Below are 18154 nucleotides of genomic sequence, written 5' to 3' on the forward strand. Positions count from 1 at the left end.
GAGCCGGGCTTCGGGGAAGCCCGGCCGGCGGCGCGCCGCGACGTCCACGATCGCGTGGCGCGGGTACGCCGGAGGCCCGCCGGACCTCCGTCGGGGGGTGCGGTACCGGCTGCCGTGCTCGGGGATCGCCCGGACCCGCCCGGACCGGACCCGCCCGGACCCGTCCTGACCGGACTGCCGGACTAGGCGATGCGGGGGAAGCGGGCCTGGAGGTCCCAGATCGTGGGGTTGTCGCCGAGGCCCTCGTGCATGTCGGTGAGGTCGGCGATCAGGTCGTGCAGGAAGTCGCGTGCCTCGCGGCGCAGTTCGGCGTGGCCGAAGGTGAGCGGGGCCTCGTCGCCCGGCATCCAGTCGGCCTCGACGTCCACCCAGCCGAAACGGCGCTCGAAGTGCATGAGGTCGGAGGACTCGGTGAAGTCGAGCTCGGCGTACTGCGGCTTCGAGGCCCGGCTGCCGCGCGGGTCGCGGTCGAGCCGCTCGACGATGTCGCACAGCGCCCACGCGAAGTCGAGGACCGGCACCCATCCCCAGGCTGTGGACACCTCGCGGTCGGCCTTGGGGTCGGCGAGGTAGACGTCTCCGCAGAAGAGGTCGTGGCGCAGGGCGTGGACGTCCGCGCGGCGGTAGTCGGTCTGCGGGGGATCGGGGAAGCGTCGGGAGAGGGAGTAGCCGATGTCGAGCACGGATCGATGGTCCCACGGCGGGCGGAGGGCGACCTCCGCCCGCCCGGGGATCCCGGCCCGGGCGGCACGGTGCGGAGACCTGCCCGGCCGAGCTCCCGCCCGCCCGGACCCGGCCCGGCCGCCGCCCCCCGCCCCGCTCCCAGTTCAGCTTCAGCCGCGCGTGCGGGCGTGCAGGGTGCGGGCCACCCGCGGGCCCAGCCAGCGCTTGAGGCGGCGCAGCGGCTCCAGCTGGTCGGCCGCCTTGTCGATCCGGTAGTACAGCTGCGGCGGGATGTGCGGGAGCAGCGGGGAGTGCCGCTGGCCGAGGAGCGCGAACATCTGGACCGGGGCCAGCCGCATGTAGCGCGGCAGGTTCTCGTACCAGCGGGCGCTGTAGCGGGCCGCGCTCTGCGCGGAGAGGAGTTCGGCGCGGCGGCGGCGCCCGTAGCGGCTCAGGGCCGTGTCGAGGTCCGCGGTGTCCTCGCGCAGTGCCTCGGCGAGGGCGAGGGCGTCCTCCAGGGCCAGCGTGGTGCCCGCGCCGATCGAGTAGTGCGTGGTGTGGGCGGCGTCGCCGAGCAGCACCAGGTTGCCGTGGTGCCAGGAGCGGTTCGTCAGCGTGCGGAAGTTCAGCCACTGCGCGCTGCCGCCGGCCTGCGCGCGGCCGATCAGCTCGTGGCCCTCCAGGAGGCCGACGAAGAGCTTCTCGAGCAGCGCCAGGCTGTCCGCCTCGTCGAGCCGGTCGAGTCCGAGCCCGGTCCAGGTCTCCGGCGAGCACTCCACGACGCAGGTCGACTGCTCTCCGCTGAAGCCGTAGGCGTAGCACCAGATCCAGCCGTGGTCCGTCTCCACGAAGGAGAAGGTGAAGGAGTCGAAGACCTTGGTGGTGCCGAGCCAGATGTACTGGTTGCGGCCGAGGACGGTCTCCGAGCCGAAGTGGGCGGCGTGGCGCTCGCGCAGCACGCTGTTCACCCCGTCGCCCGCGACGACCAGGTCGGCGTCGGCGAGCTCGTCGGCCGGGTCGGTGATCTCGTGCTCGAACTCGACCCGTACGCCCAGGGATTCGGCCCGCTCGGTGAGCAGGGCCAGCATGGTGCGGCGGCCGATGCCGAAGCCCGCGTCGCCGCGGTGCACCGTGCGTTCCTCGCGGACGATGGCGACGCCGTCGGTCCAGGTGACCGACGCCGCGCTGATCGCCTCGGCGGACTCCGGGTCGCCGTCCCGCAGCTTGTCGAGCAGTCCGGCCCAGTAGGTGACGCCCCAGCCGTAGGTGGAGCCGGCCGGGTTTTTCTCGTAGACGGTGATCTCGTGGGACGGGTCCTGCCGCTTCATCAGGATCGCGAAGTACAGGCCCGCGGGCCCGCCTCCGACGCAGGCGATCTTCACGCGCGCTCCACGGGGGTGTTACACCTTGCGATGGACAGGCAACGCAGGGTAGCAGCGCGAGAGGGGTCAGGGGAGCAGGCGCTGTTCCTTGGCCACCGCGACGGCGCCGGCGCGGGTGTCGACGCCGAGCTTGGCGTAGATGCGGCCGAGGTGGGTCTTCACGGTCGCCTCGCTGATGAACAGCGCGCGGGCGATCTCCCGGTTGCCGAGGCCGTGCGCGAGCTGGCCGAGGATGTCCCGTTCGCGGTCGGTGAGGGCCGGCCGGGCAGCGCCGCGCATCCGGTCCATGACCCGGCTGGCGACCGGCGGGGACAGGGTGGTGCGGCCCTGGGCGGCGGAGTGGATCGCGGCGAACAGCTCCTCGGGGCGTTCGGCCTTCAGCAGGTAGCCGGTGGCGCCCGCCTCGATGGCGCGGGTGATGTCCGCGTCCGTGTCGTAGGTGGTGAGGACGAGGACGTGCACGTCGGGGGAGGTGATGCGGCGGGTCGCCTCCACCCCGTCGATGCCCGCGCCCAGCTGGAGGTCCATCAGCACGACGTCGGGGCGCAGCTTGGCGGCCATCGCGACCGCCTCCTCGCCGCTGCCCGCCTCGCCGACGACCTCGATGTCCGGTTCGCTGCCGAGCAGCGCGAGCAGCCCGGCGCGGACGACGGCGTGGTCGTCGCAGAGCAGGATCCGTACCGTCACGGAGCGGCCTCCAGGGGGATCGCGGCCGAGAGCACGGTGCCCTCGCCGGGGGTGGACTCGATGGTGAGGGTGCCGCCGAGCTGCCGGGCCCGTACCCGCATCGCGGGCAGGCCGTGACCGCGCACGCCCCGGGCACCGCCCGCCTCGCCCGGCGTGTCGGGGCCGCGGGCGGCCCCGGGGTCGAAGCCGCGGCCGTCGTCGGCGATGTCGAGGACGACCTGGTCGTCGAGGTAGGTCAGGGTCAGCGCGGCGGACGCGGCGCCGGCGTGCTCGCGGACGTTGGCGAGGGCGCCCTGGGCGATCCGCAGCAGCGCGGACTGCACCCGGTCGGGCAGTGGCACCGGAGCGCCGTCGACCCGGAACGCGGCGGACTCCCGGTCCGCGAGCGCGCGCAGCGCCTGCTCCAGACCGCCGCCCTCGGCGAGGTCGGCGGGCGCGAGGTCGTGGACGAAGCGCCGGGCCTCGGCCAGGTTGCGCTCGGCGATCGACTCGGCGGTACGGACGTGACGGCGGGCGGTCGCCGGGTCGCCGTCCCAGGTGCGGTCGGCTGCCTGGAGCAGCATCTGCTGGCTGGACAGGCCCTGGGCGAGGGTGTCGTGGATCTCCATCGACAGGCGCTGGCGTTCGGCGAGCGTGCCCTCGCGGCGTTCGGTGGCGGCCAGTTCGCGCCGGGTGCGGATCAGGTCGTCGATCAGCGCCCGCTGGCGGTCGGCCTGGCGCTGCGCGTGGACGAAGACCGCGGTGGCGATCGCGGCGACGGCCGGCGGGGCGACGATCAGGTTCGGGTCCCAGCCGCCGTGCGAGAGCTGGACCTGCGCGGTCACGACGAAGACGGTGAGCAGCGTGACCAGGACCAGGGCGGCGCGCGGCGGCAGGGTGCGCAGCCCGGTGTAGAAGAGCGGCACGGCGCACCAGGCGAAGCTGGGCGCGAGGACGACCAGGACCATCCAGACGGCGACGACGGTGAAGAGCCAGGCGATCCGGCGCGGGGTGGCACGGGTGCCGAGGACCGGTCCCAGGAGGTAGAGGGCGGCGAGCGCGCCGGACAGCGCGACGATCCAGGGGCTGCGGTCCTCCCACGGGTGACGTAGCAGGAACCGCGCGAGGGACGCGCCCAGGAGGAGGAAGAAGGCGACGTGCATGACCCGCGCCAGCCAGCGGGCGTCCGGGTCCTGCTCCATCACGTGCCCTTCGAGAACGGTCCTGACCTGGGTGTACGTATCCATGGTGGCCCTGGTGGACCACGTGGGCATCAACCGATCGGCTGACAGGCGTGTCGCCCGTACCGCGCGGCGGAGGCATCCGCTCCGTCGACCGTGGGGGTCCGGAACCGGCCGGAGGATCGATGGCAGAGCGAAGGAACCCCCGAAGCCCAGCCTGGAGGAACACCCATGAAGAAGATCCTGATCGGTGCCGCCACCGCCGCCGTCGTCGCCGCCGGTACCTTCGGCGCCGTCTCCGCCAACGCCTCCGCCCCGGCCGCCGCGCCCGCCGCCGCCGTCAAGGCCGACGCCGCGAACAGGAACCTGCAGCAGTCCACGCACCTGACGATCGAGGCCGCGACGAAGGCCGCGCAGGCCACCCTCGACGCCGCCGAGGACGCCGGCCAGCGGGTGTCCGTCGCCGTCGTCGACCGCAACGGCAACACCGTCGTCACCCTCCGCGGCGACGGCGCCGGCCCGCAGTCCTACGAGTCGGCCGAGCGCAAGGCGTTCACCGCGGTCTCCTGGAACGCGCCGACCTCGGTGCTGGCCGGCCGCCTCGCCCAGGCGCCCAACCTGAAGGACATCCCCGGCACCCTCTTCCTCGCCGGTGGCGCCCCCGTCACCGCCAAGGGCGCCCCGATCGCCGGCATCGGCGTCGCGGGTGCGCCGAGCGGCGACCTGGACGAGAAGTTCGCGCAGGCGGGCGTCGCGGCCCTGGACCAGTAGGCGCCAGGGGTGCTCGTCACCCCTGCCCGCCGGTGGCGCCCCGGATCCCCGCCGGGCGCCACCGGGCACGTGGGCCGCACGGCACCGGGCGGCCGCTTCCCGCGCGCGGCGCCCCGGCCCGTACCGCCTTCACCACCCGGCCCGTACCGCCGTCACCACCTCGGCCCGGACCCTCTCCACCACCCCGGCGCCCCGGCCCGTACCGCCGTCACCGCCCCGCGCGCGGAGCCGGCACCTCCGTTCGTACACGGACGTCGGCGCCGCGCCGGCGCCCAGGTCGCTGCATAGGATCGGTGGGTGAGACACCGAAGCCGAGCCCGCATCGCCCCGTTCGCCGCGGCGGCGGCCCTGCTGCTCCCGCTCGCCGGCTGCACCGGCGCGGAGGACGGGCACGGCGACGGGCACGGCACCCCGGGCGCCGCGGGACTGCGCGACCCGTACTTCCCGCGCATCGGCAACGGCGGCTACGACGTCCGGCACTACGCGCTGACCCTCGACTACGACCCCGCGCGCAACCATCTCGACGCCACCGCCGAGATCACCGCCCGCGCCACCCAGGACCTCAGCGCCTTCAACCTCGACCTGACCGGTCTCACCGTGCGCCGCGCCACCGTCGACGGCGTCGAGGCCGCCGCCGACCGGGCCGGCGACGAACTGACCCTCCGGCCCCGCGACGGCATCGACCGGGGCAAGGTCTTCCGGACCGTCGTCACGTACTCCGGCACCCCGCGGAAGATGACCGACGCGGACGGCTCCGCCGAGGGCTGGCTGAAGACGAAGGACGGGGCGCTCGCGCTCGGCGAACCGATCGGCTCCATGGCCTGGTTCCCCGGCAACCACCATCCCTCCGACAAGGCGACCTACGACATCACCCTCACCGTCCCCGAGGGGCTGCGGGCCTTCTCCAACGGCGTGCGGACCTCGGAGCGGACCGTGGACGGCCGCACCACCGCCGTCTGGCACTCGGCGCAGCCGATGGCGAGCTACCTCGCGACGGTGGCCGTCGGCCGCTGGACGACGACGACCTCGACGACCCCCTCCGGCATCCCCGTGCTGACCGCCGCCGACCCCGCGGTCGCCGCCGGGAGCGCCGAACTCATGGGCCGCATCCCCGAACTCCTCGCCTGGGAGCAGGAGAACTTCGGCCCGTACCCGTTCTCGTCGACCGGCGCGATCGTCGAGCAGGACGGTGACGCCGGCTACGCCCTGGAGACCCAGACCCGGCCGGTCTTCCCGCAGGGCTCCTTCGACGTCGGGACGCTGGTCCACGAGATGGCGCACCAGTGGTACGGCAACTCCGTCTCGCCCGCCACCTGGAAGGACATGTGGCTGAACGAGAGCTTCGCGACGTACGCGGAGTGGCTGTACGGGGAGGACTTCGAGGACACCCCGGCCCAGCGCAGCTTCGAGAAGGCCTTCGCCGAGGACGCGAACTGGGCCTTCCCGCCCGCCGAGCCGCCGACGGCAGGCGACCTTTTCGCGCCGCCCGTGTACCAGCGGGGCGCGATGGTCCTGCACAAGATCCGGCAGACGGTCGGGGACGACGCGTTCTACGAGATCCTCGCGGGCTGGCCCGCGAAGCACCGGCACGGCAACGCCTCCACCGAGGACTTCACGACCTACGTGGAGGACGTGGCGGGGGAGGACCTGAGCGATCTGTGGGACGTGTGGCTGTACGGGGACGACAAGCCGGACAAGCCGTAGGAGCCCGGGCGGCGTGGACCCCGGCCGTCAGAGCGCCTTGCGCAGCACGACGCAGGGACGGCCGTGCGCGAGGTCCCGGCGCCGGTCGGTCTGCCGGTAGCCGAGGGAGGTCCAGAAGGCGAGGGCCCGGGGGTTGTTCTCCAGGACGGCGAGGCACAGGCCCGTGCGGCCGGCGGCGCGGAAGCGGTCCTCGACGAAGGCGGCGAGCCGGCTGCCGTGACCGCTGCGGTGGGTGCGGGCGTCGACCATCAGGAGCCCGATCCACGGGTCCGTCCGGGCGGGGTCGGGGTGCGTGGCGAGGGTGACGGCGATCCCGACGAGGCGGCCCTCGGAGCGGGCGAGCAGGACCTCGGTGCCGGGCTGCGCGAGCTCGTCGGCCAGGGAGGCGGCGACCTGCTCGGGGCGGATGTCGTCGGGGTCCGGGAAGTCCCCGCTGAGCTCCTGGAACGCGCGGTTCGACACGTAGAGCGCGGTGAGTTCGGTGAGCAGCGGGCCGGGGAGGGCGTGGTCCTCGCCGGGGGTGAGCGCTTCGACGATCATCCGGGACAGGGTAGGGCCCCGGCGCTCCCGCCGGGGCCCTCCTCCTGCCGTTGGTGCGTCGCGGCGGACGGCGTCGAGCCGCCGCCCGCCGCTCGACGCCCGACGCCCGACGTCAGGAGTCGGGCGTCGGCCGCGCGACCCGTGGGCCGCGGGACGCGTGCGTCAGATGCTGACGCCGAAGTCGCGGGCGATACCCTCGAGGCCGGCGGCGTAGCCCTGGCCGACCGCGCGGAACTTCCACTCCGCGCCGTTGCGGTAGAGCTCGCCGAAGACCATGGCGGTCTCGACGGCGGCGTCCTCGGAGAGGTCGTAGCGCGCGATCTCGGCGCCGCCGGCCTGGTTGACGATGCGGATGTAGGCGTTGCGGACCTGGCCGAAGTTCTGCGAGCGGTTGACCGCGTCGTAGATGGAGACCGGGAAGACGATCTTGTCGACGGTCGCGGGGAGGCCGGCCAGGTTGACGTTGATCTGCTCGTCGTCGCCGCCGCCCTCGCCGGTGCGGTTGTCACCGGTGTGGACGATCGTCTGGTCCGGCGTCGACTTGTTGTTGAAGAAGACGAAGTGCGCGTCGGAGGCGACCTTGCCCGCCGCGTCCACGCCGATCGCGGAGGCGTCGAGGTCGAAGTCCGTGCCGGTGGTCGTGCGGACGTCCCAGCCGAGGCCCACGGTGACGGCGGTCAGGCCCGGAGCCTCCTTGGTCAGCGAGACATTGCCGCCCTTGGACAGGCTTACAGCCATGGGAAGTCCCTTTCTTCGTGTTCTTCATGCTTCGTGACGGGTGGTGCCGTCACACGGGATAACGCGGACGGTGCCGCGCCGGTTCCATCCGGAGGGCACGGCATGAAAAGAGGATGACGTGAGGGACCCGCCACGGGGAACATGGATGACATGTCCGGTACCGAAGTACGGGGGCCCGGCGCGCGCCCCCCGGGGAAGCACCTCATCCGCGGCTCCGTCTCGCTGCCCGAGGCCGAGCTCATGTGGCGTTTCTCGCGGTCGTCGGGGCCGGGCGGGCAGCACGTGAACACGAGCGACTCGCAGGTGGAGCTCCGCTTCGACCTGGCGCGTACGGAGGCGCTGCCGGAGGTCTGGAAGGCGCGGGCGCTGGAGCGGCTGGCGTCACGGCTGGTCGGCGGGGTGCTGACGGTCCGGGCGTCGGACCACCGTTCGCAGTGGCGCAACCGCGAGACGGCGGCGGTCCGGCTCGCCGCGCTCCTGGCGGAGGCCACGGCCCCGCCCCCCAAGCCCCGGCGTGCGACGAAGATCCCGCGCGGGATCAACGAACGCCGGCTGCGCGTGAAGAAGCAGCGTGCGGAGACGAAGCGGGGCCGCCAGGGCCGCGACTGGTCCTGACCCGGTCCGCCGCGGGCCCGCCGAGTCCCGCACCGGGGCCCGTCCCGGCCTCAGCCCAGCCGGCGGTACTTGCCGCGGAAGTACGCGAGCGGGCTGGCCTCCGAGGAGGGAAGCGCGGCCGTCAGGACGCGGGCGACGACCAGGGTGTGGTCGCCGGCGACCACCCGGGACTCCGTACGGCACTCCAGGGTGGCCAGCGCCCCGCCGATCAGGGGCGCGCCGCTCTCCTCGCCCCGGGTGTACGCGACGTCCTCGAAGAGGAGGCGGTCGCTGATCCGGCCCTTCATCGCGAAGCGGCCCGCGATGTGCCGCTGGCTCTCCGTGAGGACCGACACCGCCCAGACCGGGACCTCGGCCAGCAGGTCGTCCATGCGGGAGTCGTTGCGGAGGCTGACCAGGACCAGCGGCGGGTCCAGGGAGACCGAGAGGAACGCGGTCGCCGTCATGCCGACGTCCTCGCCGCGCGGGCCGTCGTCCGGGTCGTGGGCCGTCACCAGCACCACGCCCGCCGCGAGGCGGGACATCGCCGCCCGGAACTCGTCGTTGCTCACCCCCTCAGCATGAGGGATGGCCAGATCCGAGACGGGGGGCGAGGTGGGGAGGGTCTTCTGCAGCACATTCGCACGCTAGTCCGCCGCCCGTGCGCGCCGCATCGGGCCGTGGGACCAGCCCGGGCCCCTCGCGGGTCCTAGGACCCGCCCCGGGACCGTCCCGTTCCGGGCGCCCCCGGACACCTCCTCGGGCGCCTGTTCCGCGCCCCCGCAACCCCACACCACCCTTTGTGACTTGAGTCACAGAGCCCAGTATTTGTTGACCCTGTGTACCGGGTGCACAGCTCGCTGTGATTCAGTGGCGGAGACAATGCAGCACGAGTGCCGATGAGAACCCTGGAGTTGCTGTCGAGGTCTCGGGGAGAGCGAGCGATGGAGACCGAGTCGGAGCCCTACGTCCGTCTTGCGACTCTGCGGCAGCTGCATCAGGTCGTCGCCGACCTCAATACAGCCCGCAGCCTGGCGGACACCCTGCAGACCGTCGCCGACGGCATCGTGGCCGGCCTCAACTATGAGCTGGCCTGCGTCAACCTCGTGCGCCCCGACGGAGACCTCGTCGTCGCCGCCTTCGCCGGCAGCCCCGCCGCCGAAGCCCTGATCACCGGACGCGTCGGCTCCCGCGCCTCCTGGGAACGCCGCCTGTCGATGGGCGTCGCCTGGGGCGACCTGCGCTTCATACCCCACACCGAGGGCTGGGTCCTGATCGAGGACGACGTCCCGCAGTGGCACACCGAGGGCCCCGCCCCCCGCTTCGAGGACGAGTGGCACCCGCACGACCGCCTCTACGCCCCCATGTACGCCTCCGGCTCCGGCCGCGAGCTCCTCGGCGTGATCTCCGTCGACCGCCCCCGCAACGGCAGGCACCCCGGCCCCTGGGGCCAGGAAGCCCTCCAGATGTACGCCTCCCAGTCGGCGATCGCGATCAGCAACGCCCGACTGCGGGCCAACATGCAGCGTGCCCTCGTCCGCCTGGAGCGCGAACAGCAGGCCCTGCGCGCCAGCGAGGAATCCTTCCGGCAGGCCTTCGAGTACGCCCCCTCCGGCATGGCCATCGCCGAGATGGGCGGCGACCAGCACGGCCGCCTGCTCCGCACCAACGACGCCCTCTGCCGGCTCCTCGGCCGCCCGGCGTCGATCATGCGCCGCTACTCCTTCGCCGACCTGGTCCACCCCGAGGACATCGGGACCCTGCTGCGGACCTCCGCCGAAGGCGGGCGCGCCGAGCTGCGCCTCGGCCGCCGCGACGGCACCTTCGTCTGGGTCTCCCTGCGCAACTCCGTCGTCGCCGACACCGCCGACGGCCCCCGCTTCCTGCTCACCCACGTCGAGGACATCGAGGAGCGCAAGCGCCACGAGCTCCAGCTCGCCCACCGCGCCTCGCACGACGCCCTCACCGGACTGCCCAACAGCGCCGAGCTGCGCTCCCGGCTCAGCGCCCGGATCTGCGAGCGCCCGAACGCCGCCCGGGCCACCGAGGCGGAGAACCTCGACGCCGGATACGACGCGCCCTACGGCCACGAGCACGGATTCGGATTCGGGGCGGCGGCCGGGGCGGGCGGCCCGTACGACCACCACGTCCACATCGTCGCCCCCTCCGGCGGCGAGGTCGACGACGGCACCAAGGGGCTCGCCGTCCTCTTCTGCGACCTCGACGGCTTCAAGTCGATCAACGACCGCTTCGGCCACCACACCGGTGACGCCGTCCTCATCGAGGTCGCCCGCCGCCTCACCACCGGCGTGCGCGACGGCGACACCGTCGCCCGGCTCGGCGGAGACGAGTTCGTCGTCCTCGCCGACGGCCTCGGCGCGGCGGACGCCGCCGACCTGGCCGTACGCCTGCGGAACGCGATCATCCCGCCGATCCGGGTCGACGGGCGGGCCGTCCGGGTGGGGGCGAGTTTCGGCATCGGCTGGGCCGAGTGCGGAATGACCGTCGAAGAGGTCCTGAACTCCGCCGACCAGCGGATGTACATCGAGAAGCGCTCCCGCTCCAAGCTCCACCGCCGCGCCGGATAGCGCGCCGATCCGGGCCCGGATGTCAAGGACCGGATCGTCCGCTTCCCCGTTCGGGGTAGGCTCGGCCGGTCGGCGACGGCTGGCGAGCATGGATAGGAGTGACCCGGATGGCTGCCGGTAACGACGGCGCGAACACGCCCGAGAACGACGATCCGTTCGGCTACCTGTACGCGGACGGCCAGGCGGCGGGCGCCCAGCACCCCGGCCAGGCCGGCGGCTACGGCTACCCCGGACCGGCCGCGCAGCCGGGTGTCCCCAGAACGTCGTACAACCAGGTCAGGACGGTCGGCGAGCGCCAGTACGGCGGCGGTCAGCCGGGCGCCCACGTGCCGCAGCAGGCGAACTACGGCGGCCAGCAGCAGTACGGCCAGTCGAACGCCCCGTACGCGGCGCCCGAGACCTACCCCGGCGGCGAGCGGACCCGCCAGGCCCCGCTGCCGCCCCAGCGCGGCCGCGGCCCCAACACCAAGGGGCTGCTGATCGGCGCGATCGCGGTCGTCGCGGTCGTCGTGATCGGCATCACCGCCGCCGTCATCAACAACAGCGGTGGCGACGAGGACAACGGCGGCGTCGCGGGCGGCAAGCCGAGCGACGGTTCGTCGCAGGTCACGGAGACCCCGAGCACCCAGCCCAGCGCGAAGCCCAGCCAGGCGGAGCTGCCCCAGCAGGACGCGGCCACCCTCAAGCTGGGCGGCACGGCGCTCCTCGCCAAGGACATCAAGGGCGCGGAGGGCGCGGACGGCGCCTACGTGACCGGCTTCAACGCCGTCGGGTCCTCCGTGACCTGGCAGGCCGACGTCGCCGAGGCGGGGAAGTACCGCCTGTACGTCCGCTACGCGATCCCGGCCGTGGACGCCAACGCGACCCTGGTCGTCAACGACAAGGCGAACAGCTCCCCGATCGGGCTCAAGAACTTCATCCACTCCACGGACCCGAACCTGGAGAAGAACTGGCAGACCACCTGGGCGCCGGTGACCCTCAAGGAGGGCACGAACACGATCAAGCTGGCGTGTGAGCAGGGCAACCAGTGCGACGCGGTCTTCGACTGGCTGAAGATCACGCCGGAGTCGGGCGCCTGACGGGCGCCCCGCCGGCTTCCGTCCGACGATCGGCCCCCCGGAACACGGTTCCGCGGGGGCCTTCGTCATGTGGTCTTCCTCATGCGGTCGCCGGTCGCCGGTCGCCGGTCGCCGGTCGCCGGTCGCGGGTCGCCCCGCCCGCCGGGTGCGGGCGCGGCCCGTCAGGAGCCGGCAGCCACCGCACCGGGGCCGCCCCCGCGGGTCATGCCGCCGCGGCCTGCTCCGTCACCGTGACGCGGGGCAGTATCTCCTCGTACGCGCCCCGGTCGAACTCGCCCGCGACCGGCGACAGGACCGTCGCCGCCGACAGCGCCACCGCGCGCGCCAGCCGTTCCGGCCAGTCGAGGCCGTCGACCAGCCCGGAGAGCAGACCCGCGACGGCCGAGTCGCCCGCGCCGGTGGGATTGCCCTTCACCGCGGCCGGGGGCGCCGCCCGCCACAGGCCGTCCCCGGTGGCCGCGAGCATGCCGTCGGGGCCGAGCGAGGACACCACCGCGTGCGCTCCGCGGCGGCGGGCGTCGCGGGTGGCCCGGTGCGGTTCGCGCGAGCCGGTGAGCGCCGCGAGCTCGTCGGCGTTCGGCTTGACCAGGTCGGGGCGGGCGGCGATGCCGCGCCGCAGCGGTTCGCCGCTGGTGTCGAGGAGGACCGGGACGCCGGCGCCGCGGGCGAGGCGGACGAGTTCCGCGTACGCGCCGACGTGGATGCCGGGCGGCAGGCTGCCGCACAGGGCGACCGCCGAGGCGCCGGTGAGCAGCTGCGCGTAGCGGCCGGTGAGGACCGACCACTCGGTGGCGGTGATGGTGGGCCCCGGCTCGTTGAGCTGGGTGGTGTCGCCGGACGCGGTGTCGACGATGGCGACGGTGCGGCGGGTGGGTCCGGCGATCGGGACGAGTTCGTCGCGGACCCGGCCGCCGGCGAGGTGGGCCCGGAGCATCTCGCCGGTGGGGCCGCCCGCGAAGCCGGTGACGACCGTCTCGTGACCGAGGGCGCCGAGGACGCGGGCGACGTTGAGGCCCTTGCCGCCGGGGCGCTCGATGACCTGGGTGACGCGGTGCGAGGCGTGCGGGGTCAGGGCGGGCACCCGGTACGTGAGATCCAGTGCCGTGTTGAGGGTGACCGTGAGAATCACCTGTTCACCCCCCGTACGCCGTGTCAAACGCCTGCCGTTCGCGCCCTGATCATGCCAAACGGAAGGCGGTAGGCCCAGTCCTCGGGCCCACCGCCTTTCGTTCGGCTTGAAACAATTCGTGCCAAAATCAGCCCACTTGGGGTTCAACCACCCAGGCGCCCTTGCGCATGACGCCCTTGAGGTCGAAGTTCCCGTCGAGGACCACCAGGTCGGCGTCCTTGCCGGGCTCCAGCGAGCCGACCCTGTCGTCGACGCCGAGCAGGCGCGCGGGGTTCGCGGAGATGGCCGCCACGACGGATTCGACCGGCAGGCCGTCGATGGTGACCGCCCGCTTGAAGGCCCGGTCCAGGGTGAGGGTCGAGCCGGCGATGGAGCCGCCCTCGACGAGCCGTGCGACCCCGTCCTTCACCTCGACGGCCATCGGGCCGAGGGAGTAACGCCCGTCGCCGAAGCCCGCCGCGTCCATCGCGTCGGTGATGAACGCGACGCGACCCGCGCCCGCGTGATGGAACGCCAGCTCCAGCGCCGCGGGGTGCAGGTGCGTGCCGTCGTTGATGAGCTCGACCGTGATCCGCTCGTCCTCCAGGAGCGCGGCGATCGGGCCGGGCGCGCGGTGGCCGAGGGCGGGCATCGCGTTGAAGAGGTGGGTCGCCACGGTCGCGCCCGCGTCGATGGCCGCCTGCGTCTGCTCGTACGTCGCGTCGGTGTGGCCGATGGCGGCGATCACGCCGTGCTCGGCGAGCAGCCGTACGGAGTCGATGCCGCCCGGCAGCTCGGTCGCGAGCGTCACCATCCGGGCCTGGCCGCGGGCCGCGTCGATCAGCTTGCGCACCTCGGCCGGGTCGGGGTAGCGCAGCAGCGTCTCGTCGTGGGCGCCCTTGCGGCACGGCGAGATGAAGGGGCCCTCGAAGTGCAGGCCGGCGATCTCGCCCTGCTCCGCCAGTTCGGAGAGCAGGCCGGCCCGGCGGCCGAGGAAGTCCATGTCGCCCGTGACGAAGGAGGCGACGACGGTGGTGGTGCCGTGCAGGCGGTGGGTGTGGACGCCGTGGAGGACCTCGTCGACCGTGCCCGAGGTGAAGGAGGTGCCGCCGCCGCCGTGGTTGTGCATGTCGACGAAGCCGGGGACGACCCAGTGGCCGCTCAGGTCGACGGAGGGCGTCTCGGCGGGGGCGCTGCCCGCGATGCGGCCGTTCTCGACGATCACGCGTCCGTTCTCGACGATCCCGGTCGGCAGCACCACGCGGGCGCCGGCGAGAACCTTGCGATCGGCCATCAGGCGGATACCTCCGAGTCGGACTCGTTGTGGGTGGAGCGCTGGTGGGCGGACCCCTCGGCGAGGGGGCCCCGGTCGGCGAGCAGGTCCCAGGCGAGCAGGCCCGCGCCGAGGCAGCCGGCGGTGTCCCCGAGGGCCGCCGGCACGATGGCGGGCAGCTTCTGGAAGGTGACGCGTTCCTCCACCGCGGCCCGCAGGGGTGTGAACAAGGTTTCCCCGGCCTCGGCGAGACCGCCACCGATGATGAGCGTGCGGGGGTCCAGCAGGGTGAGGGCGGTGACCAGTCCGTCGGCGAGCGCGTCGACGGCGTCCTGCCACACCCGTACGGCGGTCGCGTCGCCGGACTCGACCGCCTTGGCGCAGTCGGCGGCGTCCGCCTCGGGGTCACCGGATGCCTCGGCCCAGGCGAGGGAGACGGCGGAGGCGGAGGCGTAGCGCTCCAGGCAGCCGCGCTGGCCGCAGCCGCAGTCGGTGCCGCCGGGGCGCACGACGATGTGGCCGATCTCGCCGGCGTAGCCGTGGGCGCCGGCCTCGATGGCGCCGCCGATGCCGATGGCACCGGCGATGCCCGTGCCGAGGGGCACGAAGAGGAAGCGGTCGGCGCCGTTGCCCGCGCCGATCCGGCCCTCGGCGAGGCCGCCGGTGCGGACGTCGTGGCCGAGGGCCACGGGTGCTCCGTCGAGGCGGTCGCTGAGCAGGGCGCGCAGAGGGACGTCCCGCCAGCCGAGGTTGGCGGCGTAGACGGCGATGCCGTTCTCGGCGTCGACGATGCCGGGGACGGCGACTCCCGCGGCGGCGGCGGGCCGGCCGTACCGCTCCAGGCCGTGGGCCCGCAGCTCCGCCGCGAAGCCGAGGATCGTCTCCACCACGGCCTCGGGGCCGCGCTCGCGCCCGGTGGCGCGGCGTGCCTCGTGGAGCAGTGTGCCGTCCGCCCCGACCAGGGCGGCCTTCATGCCGGTGCCGCCCACATCGAGGGCGATGACGTGTCTCACGCGGGACAGTCTCGCGCGTGAACCGCAAAAAGGTCTAGTCCACTGGGCGAAGATTGTTGCGCGAGCATACAAATTCATGCGGAGCGGGGCTCGCCGAGGGGCGGCCGGCGGCGCCGACCCGCCGGTCGGGCGCCTGCTTCCGTATGTGCGCGCGTTGCGAAAGCGATACCCGAGTGGTGTAGACCTCATGCCTTTTTTCGGGAGAAGATCGCACCTCGATGACGAGCAGAGGGTGGGGCAGAGCTGTGCAGCGGCGATACCTTGGACTGACCGCGACCGTCGCCGCACTCGGCCTGAGCGCCGTGCTGTCCGGCTGCGGTCTCATCGACAGCGGCGAGGCCGCCGGCGACGTGACCCTCAAGCTCGTCGCCGCCGACTACGACCTCAACGGCGGCGACACCACCAAGCAGTACTGGGCCGGACTCGCCAGGGCGTACGAGGCCAAGCACCCCGGCGTGAAGATCGATGTCCGGGTCGAGTCCTGGGACGACATCGACCGCAAGGTCGCCGAGATGGTCGCCGCGGACGACGCCCCCGACATCGCCCAGATCGGCGGCTACGCCGACTACGCGGACGCCGGCGAGCTGTACTCGGCGGACGAACTGCTCTCCATCCCCGTCCAGGCGAACTTCCTCGCCCCGCTCGTCGACGCCGGCGAGATGAAGCGCATCCAGTACGGCATGCCGTTCGTCGCCTCCACCCGCCTGCTCTTCTACAACCGGACCCTCTTCGACAAGGCCGGCATCACCGAGCCCCCGGCGACCTGGGCCGAACTCGCCGCCGACGCCGAGAAGCTGAAGGACGACGACGTCCCGTACCCCTTCGCGCTGCCGCTCGGCCCGGAGGAGGCGCAGGCCGAGTCGATGATGTGGATGCTCAGCGGTGGCGCGGGCTACACCGACCTCACCGACCACTACAAGATCGACTCCGAGCAGAACGTCCACACCTTCGAGTGGCTCAAGGAGAACCTGGTCGAGAAGGACCTGACCGGTCCGATCGCCCCCGCCAAGCTGAACCGCAAGCAGGCGTTCGCCGCCTTCACCCGCGGCGAGGTCGGCATGCTCAACGGCCACCCCTCGCTGATGCAGGAGGCCGAGAAGAAGGGCGTCAAGGTCGGCAAGGTCGCGCTGCCCGGCATCGAGGGGAAGTCCAAGGCGTCCATGGGCGTCGCCGACTGGATCATGGGCTTCAAGCAGCACGGTCACCGCAAGGAGATCGGCAACTTCCTGAACTTCGTCTTCAGCGACGAGAACGTCCTGAAGTTCGCGGGTGACAACGATCTGCTGCCCGTCACCGTCAGCGCGTCCGCGGCGATGCAGGAGTCCCCCGAGCACGAGAGCCTGCGGGAGTTCCTGAAGGAGTTGCCGGACTCGCAGCTCCCGCCGGTCGGCAAGACCTCCTGGGCGAAGGTCAGCGACAGCGTCAAGAAGAACATCGGCAAGGCCGTCGCGCCGGGGCACAGCCCCTCCGAGGTCCTCGGGAAGATCGCGCAGGACGCGTCGACGGCGGAGAGCGCGGAGTAGCGGCGGCCCTGCCCCTCCCCGGGCCGGACGGTCCCGTCCCGGGGGCCTGGACCCCTGCGGGTCCCGGTCCCGCGACCGGGGGAGCCGGGCCGGGCGGCGACCGCATAAGTTGGGTCGTATGACCATCGATGACGGAGCCGAGCCCGGCGGCCTCGGAGAGCGCGAGCGCGCCGTCCTCGCCGTGGAACGCCGCTCCTGGCCCGGCCCCGGCGCCAAGGAAAGGGCCGTGCGCGAACAGCTCGGCCTGTCGCCCACGCGCTACTACCAGCTCCTCAACGCCCTCCTGGACGACCCGCGCGCCCTGGCCCACGATCCGGTGACCGTCAACCGCCTGCGCCGGGTCCGCGCGGAGAAGGAGCAGCGCCGCTGAGCCGGCGGACCGGACCCCGCCGGAAGCCCGCGGCTCTTGCCGACACCGTCGCCGCGGGCGCGCTCCCTCGGTAGGGTCGTCGTATGGTCAGCCTTCCGCACCCGACCACACCCGCCGGCCGCGACGGCCTCGCCGCGCTCCTCGCGCGGCCCGAGAAAGCCGTCGTCGCCCTCGACTTCGACGGGACGCTCGCTGAGATCGTCCCCGACCCCGAGCAGGCCCGCGCCCACCCCGGCGCCGTGCCCGCCCTCTCCGCCCTGGCCCCCCGCGTCGCCTCCGTCGCGGTGGTCACCGGCCGCCCCGCGGGCGTGGCGGTGCGCTACGGCGGTTTCGCCGGGGTCCCCGGACTGGAACACCTCGTGGTCCTCGGCCACTACGGCGCCGAACGCTGGGACGCCGTCACGGGCACCGTCCACGCCTCCGCCCCGCACCCCGGGGTGGCCGCCGTCCGCGCCGAACTCCCCGGCTTCCTGGACGGGATCGGCGCCTGGCCCGGCACCTGGATCGAGGAGAAGGGACGCGCCGTCGCCGTCCACACCCGCCGCTCCACCGACCCGCAGGCCGCGTTCGAGGCGCTCAAGGCCCCGCTCGGCGACCTCGCCGCCCAGCACGGCCTGGTCCTCGAACCCGGCCGCATGGTGCTGGAACTGCGCCCCCCGGGCATGGACAAGGGCGTGGCCCTCGCGGAGTACGTCCGTGAGGTGGGCGCCGAGTCCGTCCTGTACGCGGGCGACGACCTCGGTGACCTGCCGGCCTACGCGGCCGTGGAGAAGCTCCGCTCGAACGGCACGCCCGGCCTGCTGGTCTGCAGCGGCTCGGCGGAGGTCCCGGAACTGTCCGAGCGCGCCGACCTCTCGGTCCCCGGCCCGGCGGCCGTCGTCGGCTTCCTGACGGACCTCGCGCAGGCGGTCCGGGACGCCGGCTGAGCACCCGGCTCACACCGGCCGCCCGGGCTCACCGG

Annotated in this window: 18 protein-coding genes; 8 read left to right on the forward strand and 10 right to left on the reverse strand. The window is 73.4% G+C overall.

What is annotated here, in order from left to right:
- Positions 1–182 precede the first annotated feature (182 nt).
- The 4 genes from ACGFZF_RS34420 to ACGFZF_RS34435 form a co-directional block, all read right to left on the reverse strand.
- Entirely contained in the window at positions 183–683 is a 501-nt protein-coding gene (locus ACGFZF_RS34420) for a hypothetical protein (RefSeq protein ID WP_393560770.1), read from the reverse strand.
- 150 nt (positions 684–833) lie between these two features.
- Positions 834–2045 (reverse strand): FAD-dependent monooxygenase, encoded by a 1212-nt coding sequence (locus ACGFZF_RS34425; RefSeq protein WP_393560772.1) that lies wholly within the window; start codon positions 2043–2045, stop codon positions 834–836.
- A 66-nt stretch (positions 2046–2111) separates the two neighbouring features.
- Positions 2112–2732, reverse strand: coding sequence for a response regulator transcription factor (locus ACGFZF_RS34430; RefSeq protein WP_356607102.1), 621 nt, complete (start codon positions 2730–2732; stop codon positions 2112–2114).
- On the reverse strand, positions 2729–3958 hold the full coding sequence (locus tag ACGFZF_RS34435; RefSeq protein WP_393560775.1) for a sensor histidine kinase: 1230 nt from the start codon (positions 3956–3958) through the stop codon (positions 2729–2731). The genes ACGFZF_RS34430 and ACGFZF_RS34435 overlap by 4 nt, the downstream gene beginning before the upstream one ends.
- A 165-nt stretch (positions 3959–4123) precedes the next feature.
- On the opposite strand from ACGFZF_RS34435, the gene ACGFZF_RS34440 reads away from it, so the two are divergent.
- Both ACGFZF_RS34440 and ACGFZF_RS34445 read left to right on the forward strand, forming a co-directional pair.
- Positions 4124–4663 (forward strand): heme-binding protein, encoded by a 540-nt coding sequence (locus ACGFZF_RS34440; RefSeq protein WP_393560777.1) that lies wholly within the window; start codon positions 4124–4126, stop codon positions 4661–4663.
- Positions 4664–4960: 297 nt separating this feature from the next.
- Entirely contained in the window at positions 4961–6367 is a 1407-nt protein-coding gene (locus ACGFZF_RS34445; protein WP_393560779.1) for a M1 family metallopeptidase, read from the forward strand.
- Positions 6368–6394: 27 nt separating this feature from the next.
- Here the strand turns inward: ACGFZF_RS34445 and ACGFZF_RS34450 are convergent, their stop codons facing one another.
- Both ACGFZF_RS34450 and ACGFZF_RS34455 read right to left on the reverse strand, forming a co-directional pair.
- The gene (locus tag ACGFZF_RS34450) at positions 6395–6907 is read right to left on the reverse strand and encodes a GNAT family N-acetyltransferase (RefSeq protein WP_393560781.1); all 513 of its coding nucleotides are present in this window, start codon (positions 6905–6907) and stop codon (positions 6395–6397) included.
- 162 nt (positions 6908–7069) lie between these two features.
- Positions 7070–7645 carry a TerD family protein gene (locus ACGFZF_RS34455; RefSeq protein ID WP_393560783.1) on the reverse strand — a complete coding sequence of 192 codons (576 nt, stop codon included), beginning with the start codon at positions 7643–7645 and terminating at the stop codon, positions 7070–7072.
- Between the two features lie 150 nt (positions 7646–7795).
- On the opposite strand from ACGFZF_RS34455, the gene arfB reads away from it, so the two are divergent.
- Positions 7796–8260 carry an alternative ribosome rescue aminoacyl-tRNA hydrolase ArfB gene (gene arfB, locus ACGFZF_RS34460; RefSeq protein WP_147978551.1) on the forward strand — a complete coding sequence of 155 codons (465 nt, stop codon included), beginning with the start codon at positions 7796–7798 and terminating at the stop codon, positions 8258–8260.
- A 50-nt stretch (positions 8261–8310) separates the two neighbouring features.
- Here the strand turns inward: arfB and ACGFZF_RS34465 are convergent, their stop codons facing one another.
- Positions 8311–8877, reverse strand: a complete 567-nt coding sequence (locus tag ACGFZF_RS34465; RefSeq protein WP_393560785.1) for a flavin reductase family protein — start codon at positions 8875–8877, stop codon at positions 8311–8313.
- A gap of 306 nt (positions 8878–9183) precedes the next feature.
- Between ACGFZF_RS34465 and cdgB the strand changes: the two genes are divergently transcribed.
- Positions 9184–10827 (forward strand): diguanylate cyclase CdgB, encoded by a 1644-nt coding sequence (gene cdgB / locus ACGFZF_RS34470; RefSeq protein ID WP_393560787.1) that lies wholly within the window; start codon positions 9184–9186, stop codon positions 10825–10827.
- Positions 10828–10934: 107 nt separating this feature from the next.
- Positions 10935–11906, forward strand: a complete 972-nt coding sequence (locus ACGFZF_RS34475) for a CBM35 domain-containing protein (protein WP_393560789.1) — start codon at positions 10935–10937, stop codon at positions 11904–11906.
- A 202-nt stretch (positions 11907–12108) separates the two neighbouring features.
- On the opposite strand, the gene ACGFZF_RS34480 is transcribed toward ACGFZF_RS34475, so the two are convergent.
- The 3 genes from ACGFZF_RS34480 to ACGFZF_RS34490 all read right to left on the reverse strand — a co-directional run bounded on the left by ACGFZF_RS34480 (position 12109) and on the right by ACGFZF_RS34490 (position 15300).
- Positions 12109–13035, reverse strand: coding sequence for a 1-phosphofructokinase family hexose kinase (locus tag ACGFZF_RS34480; RefSeq protein ID WP_393560791.1), 927 nt, complete (start codon positions 13033–13035; stop codon positions 12109–12111).
- Between the two features lie 127 nt (positions 13036–13162).
- Complete coding sequence (gene nagA, locus ACGFZF_RS34485; RefSeq protein WP_393560793.1) at positions 13163–14308, reverse strand: N-acetylglucosamine-6-phosphate deacetylase; 1146 nt, start codon at positions 14306–14308, stop codon at positions 13163–13165.
- Positions 14308–15300, reverse strand: a complete 993-nt coding sequence (locus ACGFZF_RS34490; protein WP_393560795.1) for an ROK family protein — start codon at positions 15298–15300, stop codon at positions 14308–14310. The genes nagA and ACGFZF_RS34490 overlap by 1 nt, the downstream gene beginning before the upstream one ends.
- Before the next feature lie 218 nt (positions 15301–15518).
- On the opposite strand from ACGFZF_RS34490, the gene ACGFZF_RS34495 reads away from it, so the two are divergent.
- The 3 genes from ACGFZF_RS34495 to otsB all read left to right on the forward strand — a co-directional run bounded on the left by ACGFZF_RS34495 (position 15519) and on the right by otsB (position 18119).
- On the forward strand, positions 15519–16823 hold the full coding sequence (locus ACGFZF_RS34495; RefSeq protein ID WP_393560797.1) for an ABC transporter substrate-binding protein: 1305 nt from the start codon (positions 15519–15521) through the stop codon (positions 16821–16823).
- Positions 16824–16941: 118 nt separating this feature from the next.
- The gene (locus ACGFZF_RS34500) at positions 16942–17193 is read left to right on the forward strand and encodes a DUF3263 domain-containing protein (protein ID WP_147978544.1); all 252 of its coding nucleotides are present in this window, start codon (positions 16942–16944) and stop codon (positions 17191–17193) included.
- A gap of 83 nt (positions 17194–17276) precedes the next feature.
- On the forward strand, positions 17277–18119 hold the full coding sequence (gene otsB, locus ACGFZF_RS34505; RefSeq protein ID WP_393560800.1) for a trehalose-phosphatase: 843 nt from the start codon (positions 17277–17279) through the stop codon (positions 18117–18119).
- Positions 18120–18154: the final 35 nt, after the last annotated feature.

This window comes from Streptomyces sp. NPDC048338 (assembly GCF_043201055.1).
Lineage (GTDB): Bacteria > Actinomycetota > Actinomycetes > Streptomycetales > Streptomycetaceae > Streptomyces.